This window comes from Flavobacterium rhizosphaerae (genome assembly GCF_046000445.1).
Classification (GTDB): domain Bacteria; phylum Bacteroidota; class Bacteroidia; order Flavobacteriales; family Flavobacteriaceae; genus Flavobacterium; species Flavobacterium rhizosphaerae.
On record NZ_JBELPZ010000018.1, the window covers coordinates 16,413 to 36,678 of the forward strand.

The window sequence follows — 20,266 nt, forward strand, 5'->3', positions numbered from 1 at the left end:
ATTAAGATTTGGCAATAGCTAAATCATCGGCTTCATTTCCACATAGGCGCTCTTTCAGCCTGCCCATATCCTCGCTTACTTTCTTCTCAAGGACCTTTGCGTATATCTGTGTTGTCCTTATGCTGGTATGCCCAAGCATCCTTGATACGCTTTCGATTGGTACGCCGTTGCTGAGCGTTACAGTAGTTGCAAAAGTATGCCTGGCGATATGGAAGGTTAGCTTTTTTGAAATATTACAGATGTCGGCAATCTCTTTAAGGTAGCCGTTCATCCTTTGGTTGGAAAGCACGGGAAAGACCGTCCCGCTTGATTGCGCTTTTGGATTATGCTTGTACTGGTCCATAATTCGTTTTGCCTGCGGTAAAATTGGTACACGGACGCTGGTATCGGTTTTTGCACGGCTCGTGTAAAGCCAGAAGCCCCCGTCAATACCGGTAACGATATTATCAGGCGTCAGGCCGGCAAGGTCTATAAATGCCAGACCTGTATAGCAGCAGAAGAGGAACATGTCCCGAACATTTTTTAGCCTTTCAATCTTAAATACCTTTTTTTCCAATAACGAGAGTTCTTCAGCGGTCAGGCACTGGCGCTCTACTTTGTCGAAATGTTTTTTAAAATTCGCAAAGGGGTCTTTTTCGAGCCAATCGAGCTTAATGGCCAGATTCACCATCTTACGGAGCCTCTCAATATGCTTCATTATGCCATTGTTGTGTAACCGCTGCTGGTGGTCTTTTGGTATGTACGACCTGAGATAGCTTTCAAAATCGAGTAAAAAACGATAAGTAAGCTCTGAAAGCAGTATATCGTGGCGGTGGTATTTGTCTCGCAGGAATTTGCCGATATAGCGCTGTGTCGTCCCGTAATTCTTCATAGTACCCGGTGCAAGTTTATAAGCTGCCTCTTGGTTATGGTATTCAAAAAGTTTCTTAATTGTTACAGCATCTTCATCCTGACCTGTAAACAGCGCTTTGACACTGTCAACATTAATTGGTTTTCTTTGCTGTATAAGGTTATGGTAGCCGTCGGCTATTATACTCCTGATTCGCTCAATGTAGTTATTAAGGCCGGCACTTTCGTCCCTTTTTCCCTTAGCCCGTCCTTTGGCTTCGTCCCAGAATTTTGGATCAATCTTTTTCTTAAGTGAAATTTCAGACCTTCGGCCGTTTACAGTAATTCGTGCATAGACAGTTGCTTCTGTTGCCTTTTCATTTTTTGGAATCCTTATGATGAACTGGATACCAAAGGTGTTTGTGCTCTTCATACCAAATGTGGTTTAAATTAAACATGACATTAAGTACCGATTCAAAATGCTTGCGAATCGTGAGCGGCTTCAAGAGGCTACATTTGGCAGTAATAAATGTTAAAAAATCTACGTAACAAATTGTTATTCAATTTTTTAACCCTGTTTTTGTGAGTAAATTTTTTTGAATTGAAATTTACTCACCTAATTACTCACAAAAATACTGATATAAATGCTTTTTTCATTTTAGGGTATAAAACGAAAAAGCCCGAAAATACTGAGTATTTGCGGGCCAACAGAAGCCAATGAAAGACTTCAAAGTCGGGGTGGCAGGATTCGAACCTGCGACCTCCTGGTCCCAAACCAGGCGCGATAACCGGGCTACGCTACACCCCGAAAAGAAGCGGAGAGACAGGGATTCGAACCCTGGCGACGTTTGCACGCCGACAGATTAGCAATCTGCTCCGTTACCACTCCGGCACCTCTCCTACTTTAAAAAGCTAAAAGGATATACCTTTTTTGCGGTTGCAAATGTAACTTTTTTATTTAATTTTCTGCAACTATTTTTCGTGTTTTTTTACTTTATTTTGGTATGTAATTCAAACTGTTTCATATACAGATAAATACAATTTTTCTATTCAAGGCATTTTAAGTGGTTTATAAAATATGTTTCGGGTTGATAGACTGTTCCGGATGTTTCGCTGGTAAGTTCTTTTTTAATGGGATAGTCTACAGACTCGGTTGCATACTGCACTCTTATAAAACTGACAGCTGATTTTTCAAGATCTTCAAAATTACCTTTGGTAAATAAAAAAGTTCCGGTTAAAATGCGCAGGTTGTTTTTTTCATTGGTGTCATACACCAGGGCAGAGCACTGCTCTTCTACAGCGCTTATAAGCGTAACAATTTTGTTATTGGTAAGCTGTATAAAGATTCTTGAGTTTTGATTGAGGCATACCTGTGGGGTAAACCCTTTACTTTTTGAAAGTAATTGAAAGTTAAGTAACGGCGTTCCTGCACTGTTAGTAAGTGAAAAGAATAAAAACTGTGATGTATCACCAAATACTTTTTCATACATCAGGTAGTCTTTTGTTGATTTGATTTCATCACCCTCCTCCGTAGTTTCAATTGTAAGCTGGCAATCATCATTTTGTTGTTGTGCCTGTACTGTAAATGCAAAAAGTAACAGAGTAATGTATACTATATTTTTCATCCTTTAGTTTTTAATAAAGTGCAGCCAAATATAGATATTTTTTAATACTTTAAACCTTAGTGCAAAAAAGTACCTTTTTATCTCCATTTAGGTCAGTGGTAAAAAAGGCATAAGTATTGCCTCCGTCTTTTATTTTCCATTTCTTTTTTATCTCAGCTACAGACAACAGAAAATTACGGGTTGTAATGTTGAGCTTATTGCCTTCGTAGCGCTTTAAGGCTTGCTTTTGAAACGGGAGTTGCTCATCAATCTTAAAACGCCTTCCGGGAAAATCAATAAGCGTATCTGAAGTATATAAATGAGAATGTTTATGAAGCTTGGAAAGTTTATAATGAATACCCACTGCATTAAATGCCCCGGATTTCATTATGGCGCTGTTGGGCTCATACAGGTATTGCATGGGCATGCTGTAATGTGCTTCCGGAGCGTCTGCCAAAGAGGTTTCAAATATCTCAGAGGCATCTTCTGTAAGATTAACAGCAAACAGCAGGGGAGTACCCGAAAAGTTTTTTTCTAAGCGCCATAAAAGTTCTTTAACCTCATTATTTACGGCTACAATATGTATTTCTTTAACCCATTTAAGTTCAGTAAGCCCTGCAGTAATATCAAGTAGGGGTGCCGTTTTTATTAAAACGGTATTGGTAAATTCAAAATAGGTATTCAGTAAGGCGGGTACATTTGGCAGGCAGTCTTTCAGCATAAATACCTTTCCCTTGCCATCATGCCTTCGGGAAGGATCAATATAGATATAATCCCATTTTTGGTTTTTAAGCTTTAAAATCTCAAGGCTATCCCCTGGCATGCACGTAATATTATCAACGCCAAGCATTTCAAAATTATGAGCTACAATAGCAGATAATTCTGCATTTATTTCGCAATACAATACATTTTTAACCCTTTTTGCAAAATAAAAGTCATCTACCCCAAAGCCCCCCGTCAGGTCTATTAGGCTATTGCCTGATATGAGGGACGATTTATATTTTGCCGCAATTTCTGATGAAGTTTGCTCTACCGATACTTTTGAAGGATATATAATATTATTGGCCGCAAACCAGGTGGGTAATTTAACTTCAGCTTTTTTACGGGCTGCAACCTGGTTAAGTACTTCGGGCCATGCAATGCCGCTAAACGGATTTTTTTGTAACGCAAGTGCAGTAATATCAGTGTAGGTATTACTTTTTATAAACTCCTGTACGTTGTGTTTTAATAATGCCGACTGCAATACCTAAATATCTTTTGTGAGTACTTTTACTATAGGGTTTTTAGGCCAAAATTCTTTAGCTACTACTTTTATTGATGTATAAAGCGGTACGGCCACTATCATACCCATAATGCCAAAAACAAAACCGCTGGCCAGTATAACAATAAAAATTTCGAGCGGATGGGAGTTTACACTGCTTGAATATATTAATGGAGTACTCACATTGTTATCAATAATCTGCGCAATACAATACCCTATAAATACATATAATGTGGTGCTAAACATATCGTTTTGTGCTTCCGGTCCCAGATGTCCCAATAGTGTTAATATAATAACAAGTGCCGTAGCCACCAATGGTCCAATATAAGGTATAATGTTTAGTAATGCAGTTATAAATGCTATTATAAAAGCATTTTCTACACCAAAAATAAGTAATACGGTAAGGTACATGGCAAAGAGTACCGTTATTTGTATAATAAGCCCTATAAAATAGCGGCTAAGGAGGTAATTTATTTTATTTAATGATATAAGTATTTTGCCCTGATGAGCATCAGGAAGTATTTTTTTAACATTGACAGATACTATTTTCCGGTCTTTAAGAAAGAAGAACGTTATAAAAAGTACTGATGCAAACCCAATACCAAAATTGCTTAAGATGGAGAGTATGGAGTTAAGCAGGTTGGGTATAAAGTTAAAATTGATTTTTGAGGTAAGGTCGGCATCAGAAATAATTTTTTTGGTGTCGATTCCAAAATAATTATTTATTTCACCTACCACGCTCATTACATCCTGCTCCAGTTTATCGGTATCCAGCAGGCTAAGGTTCTCACTTTGTGAAATTATTAATGGCACAAACAGCATAATAAAACCCGCCATGAGCAATATAAAAAATACCAAAGTAGTTACTACAGCCAAAATATGCGGAAAATGTAATTTACGCTTTAAAAACTGTACTACGGGGCTGGCAATCATGCTAACCAGTAAGGCTATAAAAAGGTAAAGCAGTACCGTTTTAACGCTAAAAATAAATAGGAGTAATACATACAATCCGGCCAGTATGGCTACGGCACGTACTATTCCGTTAGCTATAGTTTTAGATGTTACCATTAAATAGTGAGGTATTTATAGCCCGAAAGTATAAAAAATTTTACTAATGCTCTATCCTTTATCATAATATTAAGTATTCTATATAATGACGCTGAATTAGTCTCGCATATTTTAACCTGTATATTGTGAAATTCACTATGTTATAATATAGTTAATATACATGTAGAAGATATTTTTGTTGTAAATTTGATAGTATTTGTAAGAAAAGTATTGTTGATTATATAAAATATATACATATGTCAAAAAAAGTTGCAGACCAGATAGTAGAAATGCTTGTAGAAAATAATGTTAGGCGTATTTATGCTGTAACCGGCGATAGCCTTAATGATTTAAATGATGCTGTCAGAAGAAATGGTAAAATAAAATGGATACATGTACGCCATGAAGAAGTTGGCGCCTATGCGGCAGCTGCAGAGGCAGAGCTTGATGAAGACAGCCTTGCCTGTTGCGCAGGCAGTTGCGGCCCGGGCCATGTGCACCTTATAAATGGTATGTATGATGCCCATCGTACCGGGGTGCCCATGCTTGTAATTGCTTCTACTATACATACTACTGAATTTGGGGTAGATTACTTTCAGGGTACTAATACAATAAAATTATTTGATGATTGCAGCTGTTATAACCAATTAGCATGTACACCGGTGCAGGCGCCAAGAATGTTGCAGGCTGCCATACAACATGCCCTGCATTTAAAAGGGGTGGCGGTTTTCGGGCTGCCCGGCGACCTTTCTGCCATGCCTGCGGCAGAAAGCCCAACGGCAATGCACAACTACCGCAACAATCCGGTAGTAATGCCAAATGAAACCGAATTACAGCAGCTTGCCGGTGTTTTAAACCAAAGCGAAAAAATAACGGTTTATTGCGGCGTGGGCTGTGATAAAGCGCATGATGAGGTTATACAACTTGCCGGAAAATTAAAATCGCCGATAGGATACTCTTTCCGCGCAAAGATGGGCATGCAATATGACAACCCTTATGAAGTGGGGATGACAGGCCTGCTAGGCTTGCCTTCGGCATTTCATGCTATGCATGAGGCAGATACTATTTTGCTTTTGGGTACCGATTTTCCTTATGCGAACTTTATACCTACCGACAAAAAAATAATACAGATAGATACACGCCCCGAAAGGCTGGGGCGAAGGGCAAAATTAGATATGGGGCTTTGTGGCGATATAAAACCAACTATTGCTGCTTTATTGCCGCTGCTTACAGAAAAGAAAGATGAACGTTTCCTGATGGCGCAGTTAGCCATATATGAGGAAGTTAAAAAGAACCTTAGCACCTATGTGAATGACAGTGGGGAAAAGGATAAAATTTCGCCGGAATATTTGGCCCATACTATAGATAAGCTTGCTGCCGATGATGCTATTTTTACCCTTGATACGGGTATGAGCTGCGTTTGGGGTGCACGGTACCTGCATGCAACCGGAAAAAGAAAATTATTAGGATCTTTTAATCATGGTTCTATGGCTAATGCCATGCCCCAGGCTATTGGTGCAGCGCTTTCTAATCCCGGCAGGCAGGTGATAGCTTTTTGCGGCGATGGCGGTATTAGTATGCTGTTAGGCGACCTGGCTACCATACATCAATATAAGCTGCCTATTAAAATAATTGTGTTTAATAACCGCTCCCTTGGTATGGTAAAGCTGGAGATGGAAGTTGCCGGGCTGCCGGATAACCAAACCGATATGGTTAACCCTGATTTTGCCCTTGTAGCACAAGCTATGGGTTTTAGAGGGATAACTGTTAATGAGCCTGATAATGTAGAGGGAGCTATAAAAGAAGCCTTAGCTATACAAGGCCCTGTACTGGTAAATGTTATGACAAATCCTGCCTCTTTAGCCATGCCACCAAAAGTGGAATGGGAACAAATGAAGGGTTATGCCCTGAGTATGACAAAACTGCTGTTATCCGGCCGTATGGATGAGGTTTTGGAAAATGTAAAAGCAAACTATAAACATATTAATGAAGTCCTATAGCTTGTAGTAATAATTGCTAATTATTAAAGGCATAGTTTAAAATATTGGCACCTATCCTCAGGGCTTTGGTACGCACTTCAAGCGGGTCGTTATGCACCTCCGCATCTTCCCAGCCATCGCCCAGGTCGGTTTCATGGGTGTATAGTAATACTAAACGTCCTTCAATAAAAATTCCCCATACATCAGGCGCTTTGCCGTCATGCTCATGTATTTTAGGCATGCCCTGCGGAAAAGCAAACGGCCCCTGATAGATAGCATGGTTTAAAGGCACGCGCTGCAGTTCTTTATCAGGGAATATTTTTTTTATTTCCCTGCGGATGTATTCATCCATGCCATAATTGTCATCAATATGCAAAAATCCACCGGAGGTGAGGTAATTTCTCAGGTTTGCAACATCACTGTCACTAAAAATAACATTGCCATGCCCCGTCATGTGTACAAAGGGGTAAGAAAACAAATCGGGACTGGAGGGCTCTACCACAGCTGTTTTAGTGTTTATTTTAGTATTGATGTTCTGGTTGCAAAATTTAGCAAGGTTGGGTAATGAAGTAGGGTTGCCATACCAATCGCCCCCGCCATTATATTTTAATACAGCAATTTCCTGTGCGCCTATAGCTAACGGAAACAATAACAATATACAGAGCAGTTTTTTCAAAATTATTTTTTTTGTAAATATACTAAAACTCATAGCAAAAACCCCTCTTTAAGGAGGGGTACACAATAAAAAGCTATAAAAAAATGTTGCATTTTACATGCTGCAAAGTGCATCCCATGTTGTCCAGAAATGCGCATTAATGCTGCCTGGCATGGGTGACGTACTATCTGCAACAATACCCACCATAGAAGCACAGTTAGAATTGCAGCCTATCTCGTTAGCGCTTCCTGACTGTGGAGGCACTTCTCTCCAGGTTCCGGTAGAGCCGTTAAGCACCTTTACGCTTACTTTAAAAATACCCGATAAGCCTGGGGTTTGCAGTTGTTTTGTGGGTTCTTTGCTGGTAATAGTACCAGACCAGTCACCTTGGGATAGGGTAACTTCCCAGTTGGTAATCATTTTTAAGGTATCATTTACTGGAGAAATGTAGGCCCAAAACTGTGCCCCTTTACCTAATTTTACCTCGTTTGCAGAATTTGCAACTCCTAAAGTTGAATTTTCCATAATTTTTTTGGTTTGATCTGTTATACGTAAATTTTTAGTTGGATGTTATTACGTACCCGGTTATTGTGGTTTCCGGGTTCCACGTTTAATTGAGCATTGCCTTGGCCAAAGCACGTTTAGCATACCCTTACAAACATTGTTATAAAGATATTGCTTATACAAAGCTAACCGTAGTGTAGTAAACAGTTAAGAGTAATACTACCGGTTTTTTTAAAACAGGTAATATTACTTGTAATCAGCTTGTTATAAACTATTGGTTTATAAAGGCAATGCTGTGCGCTGCCACGATGGCGGCAGTTTCGGTACGCAGGCGGGTATTACCTAACGATACGGGGATGTAGTTTTTTGCCAGTGCAGCTTCAATTTCCTGAGTAGAAAAATCACCTTCAGGCCCTATCAGCAGCGTTATGGGTTGTTTGGGGCGTAGTTCGGTTTTAAGCAGCTTTTTATCGGTTTCTTCGCAATGGGCTATAAAAAGCTGGCCTTTACGTTCTTTGCTTATAAAATCTTTGTAAGCTTCAGGTTCATGCAGCACCGGCATATAATATTGCAACGATTGTTTCATGGCACTTTGCAATATCTTTTCAAAACGATCAGCCTTGAAGACGGTGCGCTCGCTGTGGTCGCATAGTATGGGGGTAATCTCGCTTATGCCAATTTCAACTGCTTTCTCCAGAAACCACTCATAACGGTCGTTCATTTTTGTGGGAGCAACGGCAAGATGTAATTGGTAGGGCATGGGCTCAAAAAACTGCTGTGCAGTAATTTTTACCTCGCATTTTTTTTCCTGTGCCGACGTTATCTCACTTGTAAACAAATAGCCCTTGCCGTTGGTAATGTGTATAATATCACCCTCTTTTTTTCGCAATACTTTTACAATATGGCGGCTTTCATCTTTATCAAAAGTAAAAGATGTATCAGTGAAGGTAATATCAGGATTATAAAATAACTGCATTACAGGGCAAATCGGGCTTTACTGGTTATTGTAGCATCATCAAATTGTTGCAAGAGGTATTTGTGGTGGCCCACAATACCAATCATGGCGGCATTATCGGTAGTATATTCAAACTTGGGTACAAAGGTTTTCCACCCGTATTTCTTTTCAGCCTCTTTAAGTGCCTTACGTATGCCGCTGTTAGCAGAAACGCCCCCGCCAATAGCAACACGGTTTATTCCCGTTTGGTTTACTGCCATTTTAAGTTTATCCATTAAAATATTGATAATGGTATATTGTATAGACGCACAAATGTCATGCAAATGATTTTCTACAAAACTCGCATCACTTTCCACACTTTTCTGCACAAAGTATAATATTTGTGTTTTGAGTCCGCTAAAGCTAAAATTAAGTCCGGGCACCTGTGGTTTGGTAAATGTGTAGGCTTTTGGGTTACCCTCATGCGCATATTTATCAATCAGCGGGCCGCCGGGGTAGGGCAGCCCTAAAATTTTAGCGCTCTTATCAAAAGCTTCACCAACGGCATCATCAGTAGTTTCGCCTATAACTTCCATATCAAAATAGCTGCTTACCTTTACTATTTGCGTGTGGCCACCGCTTATGGTCATGGCTAAAAAAGGAAATTCAGGTTTTTCAAAACCTTCTTCCTCAATAAAATGAGCTAAAATGTGTGCTTGCATGTGGTTTACGGCTATTAAAGGTATCTGTAGCGCCTGTGCTACAGATTTGGCAAAAGAACTGCCTACCAGCAGGCTGCCCATAAGGCCGGGACCCTGTGTAAAAGCTATGGCGCTAAGCTGTTTTTTTTGTATACCGGCTTTTTTTAGGGCCACATCTGCTACGGGTACAATATTTTGCTGGTGGGCGCGGCTGGCAAGCTCAGGCACTACCCCGCCATACTCTTCATGAACCTGTTGGCGGGCCACAACATTGCTTAGTACTTTACCGTTATGCAATATAGCGGCAGCCGTATCGTCGCACGAACTTTCAATAGCTAAAATATATACAGAATTTTCTGCCATAAGAGGCACGGATTTTGATTTGTAAAAAACGGTTAAAGAAAAATTAACACGCTGTAAAAATTCCTACTTTTGCCCCTAAAGGCACCTAAAAATTTTGAACGACAAAGTTACAACAAATAGCAAAACGAAAAAATTTAAAAAGATACTGCTGCGCATACTTGCGGGTATAGTAGTTTTTATATTGCTTTTGGCTATTGCATTGCAACTTCCTTTTGTACAAACGGCCATTGCACGTTATGCTACCGGCAGGCTGAATGAGCAGTTTGGCACCCAGATTTATATAGACAAAGTAGCCATTACTGTATTTGGCAGTGTAAAGCTGAAAGACGTATTAATACTTGACCACCATAATGATACGCTGGCTTCTGCCAAAAAGTTACAAACCAATATACTGAGCTTTAATGCTATTACAGAAAGCCACCTGGAATTTGGTACGCTGGATGCCGAGTTACTGTATTTTCATATGAAAACCTATAAAGGCGAAACCGATTCTAACCTTAATGTTTTCGTGAAAAAACTGGACAATGGCAAGCCGGGCAGCGGTAAATTCCGTATGATGGCAGATGACCTGTATGTAAAAAATGGCAGGTACCGCCTTACTAATGAAAATGCAGTGACCCCGCGTATACTGGATTTTCAGGAACTTAACGGGCACCTTAAAAACTTCCTGATTAAAGCCGCGGATGTAAGTGCCGATATTAAAGAGCTTGCCCTGCTGGACCACAGGGGCCTGCGGGTTAAAAACCTTACCGCCGGTTTTATGTATACTAAAACCAAAATGTACCTTCAGGATGCGGAGCTCGCTACGGCGCAATCGGCACTAAAAGGTAACATTACCCTTACCTACACTATGGAAGATATGAAAGACTTCCTTAATAAGGTTAAGTTTACCTTTGAGGTAGAAAGGGCATCGGTAGCCAGTAATGAACTAAACATTTTTTTTAATGAGTTTGGCCCTAACCAAAAGTATTACCTTTCTACAACCCTTACCGGGCCATTAAATAATTTTGTGCTGAAAGACCTTAAGCTGATAGATGATAGCCAGAGTGAAATTATGGGTACGGTTAATTTCAGGAACCTGTTTGATAAAACCGGCCCCGGGTTTTATATGGATGGAAATTTTAGCCGTATAAGCTCTGCCTACGCAAACCTGAGGCAGATAATGCCGCGAATTTTTGAAAAAAGCCTTCCTGAAATTTTAGACCGCCTGGGCAGGGTAGACCTAAACGGACACGTGCACCTTACACGCCAAAACCTGGAAACACAGCTTAACGTAGTATCGCAACTGGGTAGCGGCGTGGCCGATTTACATATTGATGATTATAATAAGCCTGACAATGCTACGTATAATGGTAATGTGAAACTTACCGCTTTTGATATAGGTGCACTATTAAGCCAAAAGAATATTGGCAAAACCACACTTGATGTTACGGTTAACGGTAAAGGTTTCAATGAAAAATCGCTTAATACACAGATTAAGGGTAATGTATCCAGTTTTATGTTTAACAGGTATAACTACCGTAATATAGCCCTTAATGGCAAGCTTAAATGGCCTTATTATGAAGGTAACCTGGAAATTAACGACCCTAACCTTCTTATGGGCTTTGACGGGCTTGTAGATGTAAGCCGCAAGTTTAATAATTATGACTTTCATGCCCGGGTAGACTATGCAGACCTTGCCATGCTGAAGCTGGTAAGAAGTGATACCCTTTCTATATTTAAGGGAGAGCTTTTGTTTGAGGCCACAGGTAATGGCATAAACGATATTGCCGGCACGCTGCAAATGTCTCAGTTATCGTATCAAAACAGCCTTGACAGTTATTATTTTGAAGACTTTTTTGTAGAATCATCTTTTGATGAAAAAAATGTGCGCACCATTAGCGTTAACTCTACCGATATTGTAGAAGGGCGCGTTACCGGCGTTTTTGATATTAATCAATTACCTAAGCTTGTACAAAACGCTGTTGGCAGCCTTTATACCAACTACTCGCCTTATAAAGTAAAAGAGGGGCAGTTTCTTGATTTTAACTTTAGTATTTACAACAAAATTATAGAGATAGTACTGCCGGATATTGAAGTAGGGCAAAATACACGGTTAAACGGCCGGATAAATGCTGATAAGGGAGAATTTGTGTTTGAATTTAATTCGCCACAAATAGTAGCTTACAATAACAGATTTAGCAACATAGCTATAGATATAAACAACAAAAACCCGCTTTATAATGCGTATGTAAGCATTGACAGTGTAAATACAAAAGCCTATAAGGTGTCAGAGTTTAACCTTATTAATGTTACCCAAAATGATACGCTGTATTTGCGTTCGGAATTTAAAGGTGGCAGTAATGCGAAAGATTATTTTAACCTGAACCTGTACCATACTATTGATAAAAACAATAACTCGGTTGTAGGATTTAAAAAGTCAGAAATCAGTTTTAAAGATTATTTATGGTTTATTAATGAAGACCAGGAGAGAGACAACAAAATTGTTTTTAATAAAAAGCTGACGGATTTTACCATAGATAAAATAACCATGTCTCACAATGCGCAAAAAGTAGAGTTGGCAGGCATTATGAGAGACAGCACATATAAAGACCTGAAACTTACCTTTGACGATGTAGAGCTTAATAAGGTGACTCCTACGTTAGACAGCCTTAATTTTTACGGAAATATTGATGGCGAAATAAGCCTGAAGCAGGACCATAAAATTTTTGAACCGGCTTCATCGCTTAAAATAGATTCGCTCAGGATGAACGAGTTTGTATTGGGCGACCTTAACATGGAGGTTTCGGGAGATAAATCATTAAGAAAGTTTAATGTAAATACCTCTATAAGTAAAAATAATGAGCAGGCATTTTCTACCACGGGAATTATTGAGGTAGTTAACGGGCAAACCCTGTTATCGCTCGATGCAATTTTTACGGAATTTGACCTTAGTCCGCTCACGGTATTCCTAAAATCAGTATTCCCAGAAATACGGGGGCGTGCCACGGGGCGTGCTGCTATAGTTGGCAATGCCGCTATGCCGGAGATTGACGGTATTTTATATTTAAAGGGCGGGGGTGTTAAAGTAGGTTACCTTAATACCGATTATAACTTTGAAGAAAACACCACTGTTAGCCTTACTGAGCAGGAGATATACTTTAGCAACACGCATTTAATTGATTCTAAATATAAAACATCGGGCAGGCTTAACGGTGTGGTAAAGCACAACCTCTTTAAAGATTGGGCGCTGGACCTTAAAATAACATCTGACCGTATATTGGTGCTGGATACACAGGATAGCGACGAAGCCCTGTATTACGGCACGGCTTTTATAAACGGCGAGGCCAGCATAAGCGGACAGGTTAGCTCATTGTATATTGACGTTGAGGCAGAATCTGAAAAAGGTACCTTTATAAAAATCCCCATTAATAATACCGATGCGGTAAGCAGCAGCAGCACATCATATATACATTTTATCAGCCCCGATGAAAAGGAAAAGCGGGGTACGGTAGCAGTGCAGTCTGGCAAAACCTATAAGGGTATTGAAATGAAGTTTGACCTTAACGTAACCCCGGATGCCAACCTTGAGGTTATTATAGATAAAAACACAGGGCACAGCCTGCGTGCAACCGGAAACGGTATTTTATTGCTTGATATAAATACACAAGGCAAGTTTAATATGTGGGGTGACTACCAGGTGCAACAGGGCGAATATATATTTAAATACGGGTCTTTAATTGATAAAAAGTTTAGTGTAAAACCGGGAGGCTACATTAACTGGGAGGGAGACCCTACGCGGGCACGACTTAACCTGGAGGCAGTATATACTACACAGGCTAACCCTTCGATACTTTTAGAAACCCCAACATTTAGCCGCAGCATACCGGTACAGGTTGTTATTCAGCTTAACGGTATACTTACCGCACCCGAGCCGGAATTTACTATTAACTTCCCCACAGTAAGCTCTGTAATGAAGTCTGACCTTGAATATAAGCTGAATGATTTGAGTACACGCCAAACCCAGGCTTTGTCACTACTGTCTACCGGTACTTTTATAAGCCCTACCAACGCGGGCAATGTGGTTTATGCCCCTTTTTTAGAAAGTGCGGGCAATCTATTTAATGACCTATTTTCTGATGAAGACAGTAAAGTAAAATTAGGTTTTAACTATGTGCAGGCAGACAGGAATCCGTATGTAGAAACTAACTCACAACTGGGGCTTACATTGCAATCTCAAATTAGTGAGCGTATCACCATTAATGGCCAGTTGGGGGTTCCCGTAGGGGGGGTAAACCAGTCGGCAATTGTAGGTAATGTAGAGGTGCAATTGCGTATTAATGATGACGGTACCCTAAAAGCACGGGTATTTAACCGCGAAAACGACATTAACTTTCTGGGAGAGGGTATAGGCTATACACAAGGTGTGGGTTTAACCTATGAAGTAGACTTTAATACGTTTAACGAGCTTATATGGAAAGTATTTAAAAATGCTAAGGCAGCACAAACAGATGATAATGCGGGGAGTAATGAAATTCCGGATTCTGAACTTTCACCTGAATTTATAAAATTTGCTGAAAGCCGTAACAGGAAAAAGACTACCGCACCACAGATTGACGACAGCCAGGCGCCCCCTCCAACTGATTAATCAATAAAATTTATATTTTAAATTTTCCATATTCAAAATTAACTCCACAAATTTTTATTGATATACCTGCTTGTAAACGTAAATTTAACATTTCGTAAGGTAAAACTTATTAACGAAAACGATTGAAAATTTGCGTAATTGATAATAAAGAGTATTTTGAAATATATAAATGGTATTAAATTATTACTTTTACCATCAAATACAAAAAAAATGTCAGTTAATATTAAACGTATTGGCGTGCTGACTTCAGGGGGCGATTCGCCCGGAATGAATGCCGCCATAAGAGCTGTAGTACGTACATGCGCATATCACAATATTGAATGTATGGGTATTTACAGAGGTTATCAGGGCATGATAGAGGGTGATTTTATGGAACTTGGCCCACGTTCGGTAAACAATATAATAAACAAGGGCGGCACCATACTTAAATCTGCGCGATCTAAAGAGTTTATGACCCCCGAAGGCCGTAAAAAAGCGCATAAACATCTTTCTGAAGCCGGTATAGATGCACTTGTAATTATAGGCGGTAACGGCAGTTTTACAGGAGGCCTTGTTTTTAATGCAGAATTTAACTTCCCAGTTATCGGCATCCCCGGAACTATAGATAATGATATTTACGGTACCAGCTTTACCCTGGGCTATGATACTGCACTAAATACTGTTGTAGAGGTTATAGATAAAATACGCGATACTGCAAGCTCCCACAACAGGCTTTTCTTTGTTGAGGTTATGGGCCGCGATGCTGGCCATATTGCCCTTAATGCGGGTATTGGCGCAGGTGCCGAAGAAATTCTCATCCCTGAAGAAGATATGGGGCTTGAAAGGCTTCTGGAATCACTTAAGAGAAGTAAAGCATCTGGCAAACTATCAAGCATTGTGGTAATTGCCGAAGGAGACCGTATAGGTAAAAATGTATTTGAGCTGAAAGAATATGTAGACGAGAACATGCCGGAATATGATGTGCGGGTATCTATACTGGGGCACATGCAGCGTGGCGGTTCACCTACGTGTTTTGACAGGGTGCTTGCCAGCAGGCTGGGCGTGCGTGCGGTAGAAGAGCTTTTAAAGGGAACATCAAATTATATGGTAGGCGTACTTAAAGACGAAATTGTGCTTACCCCACTTGAGAATGCTATTAAAGGCAAATCGCAGATAGATAAAGAACTTATAAGAGTATCTGATATAGTATCAATATAAATTAATTAGTGAATAACAAAAAACAATAAAAATGGCAAAAGTTAAATTAGGAATTAATGGTTTCGGCAGAATTGGCCGTATCGTTTTCCGCGAAACTGTTAACCGGGATAATGTAGAAGTAGTGGCAATTAATGACCTGCTTGATGTAGATCATTTAGCTTACTTATTAAAATATGATTCAGTTCATGGTAACTTTAAAGGAACCGTGGAAGTTAAAGAAGGAAAACTTTTTGTAAACGGTAACGAAATAAGGGTAACTGCTGAGAAAGACCCTGCTACCCTAAAATGGGATGAGGTTGGTGTAGATGTAGTTGCGGAGTGTACAGGTATATTTACTACGCTTGATAAAGCTGAAGCGCACCTTAAAGGCGGTGCTAAAAAAGTAGTTATTTCTGCCCCTTCGGCTGATGCTCCTATGTTTGTAATGGGGGTTAACCATGAAAAAGCTACTGCTGATGATAAAATTGTATCTAACGCATCTTGTACTACAAACTGTTTAGCGCCACTTGCTAAGGTTATTAACGATAACTTTGGTATAGAAGAAGGTCTTATGACAACCGTTCACGCTACAACTTCTACCCAAATGACAACTGACGGGCCGTCTAAAAAAGACTGGAGAGGCGGACGTGCTGCAAGCGTAAATATCATCCCATCATCAACAGGTGCCGCTAAAGCAGTAGGAAAAGTAATCCCGGAACTTAATGGAAAACTAACAGGAATGTCTTTCCGTGTTCCAACAGTTGATGTTTCTGTTGTAGACCTTACTGTGAAGGTTAAAAAAGAAACTACTTATGATGAAATCATGAGCGTTCTTAAAAGAGAATCTGAAGGTGCTTTAAAAGGTATCCTTGGTTATACAGAAGACGATGTGGTATCTCAGGATTTTGTTTCTGATTCAAGAACCAGCATTGTTGATGCTAAAGCAGGTATAGGGCTTAACTCTACCTTTTTTAAGCTTGTTTCATGGTATGATAATGAATATGGATATTCAAGCAAACTTATAGACCTTTCGGTGCATATTGCATCTCTGTAATTATATATATTCCCGCTTTGCTACTGTAAAGCGGGATTTTTTGTTTTTAAACCCAACCACGCTTAACATTAAAGATACCTTTATATAAAATTACACTATCCTTAGCAAAATTAACTTAACCCAAATTTAATTCTAATAACCCCAAACATGAAATTATTAGTAGATAGTGGTGCAACAAAAGCTGACTGGATTGCCCTTGATGACGATGGCAACAGGCTTTTTACCACACAAACACTTGGCCTAAGCCCCGAAGTTATTGACAAGGAAGAGGCTATCGAAAGGCTTGAGGCCCGTTTTGATATATATAACAACAGAAAAGATGTGAGCAGCCTTTATTTTTACGGCGCCGGGTGCGGTACCGATAGGATGAAGGATTATATGACAGGTGTTTTTCAGGAATTTTTTCCTAATGCAGAGGTAACCGTAAAAGAAGATACTTATGCGGCAGCCTATGCAACTAACCCGAAAAATGAAAAAGCAATTATCTGTATTTTGGGCACCGGCTCTAATTGCAGTTATTTTGATGGAGAAGTACTGGAGCAAAAAGTACAATCTTTAGGATATATTGCTATGGACGATTGTTCTGGCAACCGTTTTGGCCGCGACCTTTTGCGTGCTTATTATTTTAATAAAATGCCCGATGACCTGGCTAAAAAATTTGCTGCAGAATATAACCTTGATGCTGATGTAATTAAGCATAACTTATATAAAGAGCCTAACCCTAATGCGTATCTTGCTACTTTTGCCAAATTTTTGATACAAAATAAGGAAGATGCATTTATTAAGCAGATTATTGTAAACGCTATGCAGGTGTTTGTAGATAATTATATTACACAATATGAAAATGCACATGAGATACCTGTACACTTTGTAGGTTCTATTGCATTTTATTTAAAAGCAGAGCTGGCAGAAGTTTTGAGTAAAAACGGCTTAAAGCTTGGCAATGTTTTAAGGAGGCCTATAGATGGTTTAATTGAATATCATAAGCTACATTAATAGATACTTACTAAGAGTTTATATAATAAAAAATATCCCGCTTTTGGCGGGATATTTTTTATTATAATCTTCAGATTTTTTTTATCGTAATGTAGCCCCGGTTTGTTTTTCAAGGCTCTGTCTTATTTTATCCATAATTTTATCAATCTGACTATCCGTAAGGGTTTTATCACTATCCTGCAATGTAAAGCTCACAGCATATGATTTTTTGCCTTCCGGCAGGTTTTTTCCTTCGTACACATCAAACAGGCTGATGTCTTTAAGGAGTGCTTTTTCAGTTTTACGGGCGGTATTATATATTTCCTCAAAAGAAATACTGCTGTCTACCAATAAAGCCAAATCACGCCTAACTTCAGGGAATTTAGATATTTCAGTATATTTTATTTTAGCTGATACTATTTTTAGCACAGCGCTCCAGTTAAAGTCGGCAAACAGTACTTCCTGCTTAATATCAAACTCTTTAAGTATTTGTTTTTTTACCACACCAAATTCAACCAGCACCTCATTGCCCAGCCTGTATGCCAGGCCTTCTGCAAAGGTATCACTCTCTGTAGGCTGGCTTTGTACAGAGGTTATACCTAAACGGCCTAGTAAGGCATCTATATAGCCTTTCAGCATAAAAAAGCCTGCCTGCTGTGTTTGTTGTATCCAGCTTTCTGCTGTTTTATTGCCGCTAACTGTTAGGGTAAGGTGCTTTTTCTCCTCATAGCCCGATGGCAATTTGTGGTAGGTTTTACCAAACTCAAAAAACTTAAGGTCGCCACGCCTGCGGTTTATATTAAATGATACTGCTTCAAGTGCGCTGAATAATACCGATTGCCTCATTACGGACAAATCATTACTTAGCGGGTTCAGCATGGTAACATTATATTCTTCTTTCAGGTTTTCAGAAAGCTTAACATACTCCGGTGTAGTTAACGAGTTGGCCATCATTTCATTAAAACCAAGCGCTGTAAGCTGTGAAGCTGCAATATTTTGTATTTTAAAATCTTCGGTACGCGAAGAGTTAGAAACCGTTGCATTTAGCTTTTGGGTAAACTCAATATTGTTATAGCCATAAACACGGAGTATTTCTTCAATTACATCTATTTCGCGTTCTACATCCACACGGTAGGCCGGTATTACAAGGCCGATACCTATTTCTGATACATTACTGATTTTAATTTCCAGAGAAACCAGAATTTTTTTAATAGTTTCTTTAGAAATTTCCTGGCCTATTACTTTAGTTACATTATCAAAATGAAGAAAAACAGTATGGTCTTCAATCTTTTTAGGGTAGAAGTCTTCTACTTCTGAGGTAACTTCACCCCCGGCAGTTTCCATAATTAATAATGCCGCCCTGCGGAGTGCATAGCGCGTTATGGTTGGGTCTATACCCCTTTCAAAACGGAAAGATGCATCGGTGTTTATACCGTGCCTTTTAGCTGTTTTGCGTATAGAAACCGGGTTAAAGTAAGCACTCTCTAAAAATATATTACTGGTACTTTCGGTAACGCCACTTTTCTTTCCACCCAGTACACCGGCAATACACATAGGGCCGGCTTCATCACAAATCATTAAATCTTCTTCATGCAGTGTACGCTCCACATCATCAAGCGTAGTAAATTTTGTTCCGGCTGGCAGGGTTTTTACAATAACCTTGTTGCCTTTAATTTTTCCGGCATCAAAAGCATGTAGTGGCTGGCCAAGTTCGTGCATTACATAATTGGTTACATCTACCACATTGTTTTTTGGTGTAATACCAATAGCCTTAAGCCTGTTTTGTAACCATGCAGGCGATTGTTTTACGGTAATGTCAGAAAGTGTAACCCCGCAATAGCGTGGTGCCAGTTTGCTGTCATCCACCTTTATATCCATTTTAAGGGTACGCTTTTCTATCCTGAAGTTGCTTACCGATGGCGTAATAAGCTCGGTTTGTATATTTTGTTGTGCCAGGCCGGCCCTTAAGTCCCTTGCTACACCCAAATGGCTCATGGCATCGGCGCGGTTAGGGGTAAGGCCTATTTCAAAAACCTCATCGCTTTCAATATCATATAATTTAGAAACCGGTGTGCCCGGCTGCAGGTCATCTGCCAGTATTAAAATACCATCGTGGCTCTGGCCCAGACCAAGTTCGTCTTCGGCACATATCATGCCGTGGCTTTCCTCGCCGCGAATCTTTCCTTTTTTAATTTTAAAACCGTTGCCAGATTCGTCATAAAGTGTGGTGCCTATGGTGGCTACAGGTACTTTTTGCCCGGCAGCAACATTTGGTGCACCGCACACTATCTGTACAGGTGCCTCACCATTACCAAGGTCTACCGTGGTAATTTTAAGTTTGTCGGCATTGGGGTGCTGCACGCAGGTAAGCACATGGCCCACTACTACGCCATCCAGTCCGCCTTTAAGCGACTCATACTTATCTACACCTTCAACCTCCAGCCCAAGATCAGTAAGCAGGGCAGCAGTTTCTTCAGAACTCCAGTCTAATTTTATAAATTGTTTCAGCCAGTTGTATGAAATACGCATCTATATTCTAAGATTGATTTAAGAGTGGC

The 20,266-nt window shown here is 39.8% G+C and carries 14 protein-coding genes and 2 tRNA genes; 5 read left to right on the top strand and 11 right to left on the bottom strand.

The features are described 5' to 3' along the window. Position 1: 1 nt before the first annotated feature. From ABS766_RS14020 to ABS766_RS14045, 6 genes are all read right to left on the bottom strand, one after another. Positions 2 to 1,261: a site-specific integrase gene (locus ABS766_RS14020; RefSeq protein ID WP_408085822.1), complete on the bottom strand. Its 1,260-nt coding sequence runs from the start codon at positions 1,259 to 1,261 to the stop codon at positions 2 to 4. Positions 1,262 to 1,561: 300 nt separating this feature from the next. Further along, positions 1,562 to 1,636 (bottom strand) — tRNA-Pro (locus ABS766_RS14025). An 8-nt stretch (positions 1,637 to 1,644) separates the two neighbouring features. Beyond that, positions 1,645 to 1,728: transfer RNA gene (locus ABS766_RS14030), tRNA-Ser, on the bottom strand. A gap of 146 nt (positions 1,729 to 1,874) precedes the next feature. Beyond that, positions 1,875 to 2,453, bottom strand: a complete 579-nt coding sequence (locus tag ABS766_RS14035) for a hypothetical protein (protein ID WP_408085823.1) — start codon at positions 2,451 to 2,453, stop codon at positions 1,875 to 1,877. Positions 2,454 to 2,502: 49 nt separating this feature from the next. Continuing rightward, positions 2,503 to 3,675, bottom strand: a complete 1,173-nt coding sequence (locus ABS766_RS14040; protein ID WP_408085824.1) for a class I SAM-dependent methyltransferase — start codon at positions 3,673 to 3,675, stop codon at positions 2,503 to 2,505. A 3-nt stretch (positions 3,676 to 3,678) separates the two neighbouring features. After that, positions 3,679 to 4,761, bottom strand: coding sequence for an AI-2E family transporter (locus ABS766_RS14045; RefSeq protein WP_408085825.1), 1,083 nt, complete (start codon positions 4,759 to 4,761; stop codon positions 3,679 to 3,681). A gap of 236 nt (positions 4,762 to 4,997) precedes the next feature. Here ABS766_RS14045 and ABS766_RS14050 point away from each other — a divergent pair, with 236 nt between their 5' ends. Then, positions 4,998 to 6,740 (top strand): thiamine pyrophosphate-dependent enzyme, encoded by a 1,743-nt coding sequence (locus tag ABS766_RS14050; protein ID WP_408085826.1) that lies wholly within the window; start codon positions 4,998 to 5,000, stop codon positions 6,738 to 6,740. A gap of 16 nt (positions 6,741 to 6,756) precedes the next feature. Here the strand turns inward: ABS766_RS14050 and ABS766_RS14055 are convergent, their stop codons facing one another. The 4 genes from ABS766_RS14055 to tsaD all read right to left on the bottom strand — a co-directional run bounded on the left by ABS766_RS14055 (position 6,757) and on the right by tsaD (position 9,876). Then, positions 6,757 to 7,395 (bottom strand): DUF4159 domain-containing protein, encoded by a 639-nt coding sequence (locus ABS766_RS14055; RefSeq protein WP_408085827.1) that lies wholly within the window; start codon positions 7,393 to 7,395, stop codon positions 6,757 to 6,759. 93 nt (positions 7,396 to 7,488) lie between these two features. Further along, complete coding sequence (locus ABS766_RS14060; protein ID WP_408085828.1) at positions 7,489 to 7,899, bottom strand: hypothetical protein; 411 nt, start codon at positions 7,897 to 7,899, stop codon at positions 7,489 to 7,491. A gap of 250 nt (positions 7,900 to 8,149) precedes the next feature. Further along, the gene (locus ABS766_RS14065; protein WP_408085829.1) at positions 8,150 to 8,854 is read right to left on the bottom strand and encodes a 16S rRNA (uracil(1498)-N(3))-methyltransferase; all 705 of its coding nucleotides are present in this window, start codon (positions 8,852 to 8,854) and stop codon (positions 8,150 to 8,152) included. Beyond that, positions 8,854 to 9,876 carry a tRNA (adenosine(37)-N6)-threonylcarbamoyltransferase complex transferase subunit TsaD gene (gene tsaD / locus ABS766_RS14070; protein WP_408085830.1) on the bottom strand — a complete coding sequence of 341 codons (1,023 nt, stop codon included), beginning with the start codon at positions 9,874 to 9,876 and terminating at the stop codon, positions 8,854 to 8,856. The genes ABS766_RS14065 and tsaD overlap by 1 nt, the downstream gene beginning before the upstream one ends. A 94-nt stretch (positions 9,877 to 9,970) precedes the next feature. Here tsaD and ABS766_RS14075 point away from each other — a divergent pair, with 94 nt between their 5' ends. From ABS766_RS14075 to ABS766_RS14090, 4 genes are all read left to right on the top strand, one after another. Then, positions 9,971 to 14,503, top strand: coding sequence for a translocation/assembly module TamB domain-containing protein (locus tag ABS766_RS14075; protein ID WP_408085831.1), 4,533 nt, complete (start codon positions 9,971 to 9,973; stop codon positions 14,501 to 14,503). 210 nt (positions 14,504 to 14,713) lie between these two features. Further along, the gene (gene pfkA / locus ABS766_RS14080; protein ID WP_408085832.1) at positions 14,714 to 15,700 is read left to right on the top strand and encodes a 6-phosphofructokinase; all 987 of its coding nucleotides are present in this window, start codon (positions 14,714 to 14,716) and stop codon (positions 15,698 to 15,700) included. Between the two features lie 31 nt (positions 15,701 to 15,731). Continuing rightward, complete coding sequence (gene gap / locus ABS766_RS14085) at positions 15,732 to 16,733, top strand: type I glyceraldehyde-3-phosphate dehydrogenase (protein ID WP_408085833.1); 1,002 nt, start codon at positions 15,732 to 15,734, stop codon at positions 16,731 to 16,733. Positions 16,734 to 16,880: 147 nt separating this feature from the next. Continuing rightward, positions 16,881 to 17,729 carry a BadF/BadG/BcrA/BcrD ATPase family protein gene (locus tag ABS766_RS14090; protein ID WP_408085834.1) on the top strand — a complete coding sequence of 283 codons (849 nt, stop codon included), beginning with the start codon at positions 16,881 to 16,883 and terminating at the stop codon, positions 17,727 to 17,729. Positions 17,730 to 17,810: 81 nt separating this feature from the next. On the opposite strand, the gene pheT is transcribed toward ABS766_RS14090, so the two are convergent. Then, positions 17,811 to 20,237: a phenylalanine--tRNA ligase subunit beta gene (gene pheT, locus ABS766_RS14095; protein WP_408085835.1), complete on the bottom strand. Its 2,427-nt coding sequence runs from the start codon at positions 20,235 to 20,237 to the stop codon at positions 17,811 to 17,813. Between the last annotated feature and the right edge of the window lie 29 nt (positions 20,238 to 20,266).

What these genes read in the sequence shown, in the direction of transcription:
- ABS766_RS14020 (WP_408085822.1), bottom strand. Translation starts at nt 1,261, where the DNA reads ATGAAGAGCACAAACACCTTTGGTATCCAGTTCATCATAAGGATTCCA.
- ABS766_RS14035 (WP_408085823.1), bottom strand. Translation starts at nt 2,453, where the DNA reads ATGAAAAATATAGTATACATTACTCTGTTACTTTTTGCATTTACAGTA.
- ABS766_RS14045 (WP_408085825.1), bottom strand. Translation starts at nt 4,761, where the DNA reads ATGGTAACATCTAAAACTATAGCTAACGGAATAGTACGTGCCGTAGCC.
- ABS766_RS14050 (WP_408085826.1), top strand. Translation starts at nt 4,998, where the DNA reads ATGTCAAAAAAAGTTGCAGACCAGATAGTAGAAATGCTTGTAGAAAAT.
- ABS766_RS14060 (WP_408085828.1), bottom strand. Translation starts at nt 7,899, where the DNA reads ATGGAAAATTCAACTTTAGGAGTTGCAAATTCTGCAAACGAGGTAAAA.
- ABS766_RS14065 (WP_408085829.1), bottom strand. Translation starts at nt 8,854, where the DNA reads ATGCAGTTATTTTATAATCCTGATATTACCTTCACTGATACATCTTTT.
- tsaD (WP_408085830.1), bottom strand. Translation starts at nt 9,876, where the DNA reads ATGGCAGAAAATTCTGTATATATTTTAGCTATTGAAAGTTCGTGCGAC.
- pfkA (WP_408085832.1), top strand. Translation starts at nt 14,714, where the DNA reads ATGTCAGTTAATATTAAACGTATTGGCGTGCTGACTTCAGGGGGCGAT.
- gap (WP_408085833.1), top strand. Translation starts at nt 15,732, where the DNA reads ATGGCAAAAGTTAAATTAGGAATTAATGGTTTCGGCAGAATTGGCCGT.
- ABS766_RS14090 (WP_408085834.1), top strand. Translation starts at nt 16,881, where the DNA reads ATGAAATTATTAGTAGATAGTGGTGCAACAAAAGCTGACTGGATTGCC.
- pheT (WP_408085835.1), bottom strand. Translation starts at nt 20,237, where the DNA reads ATGCGTATTTCATACAACTGGCTGAAACAATTTATAAAATTAGACTGG.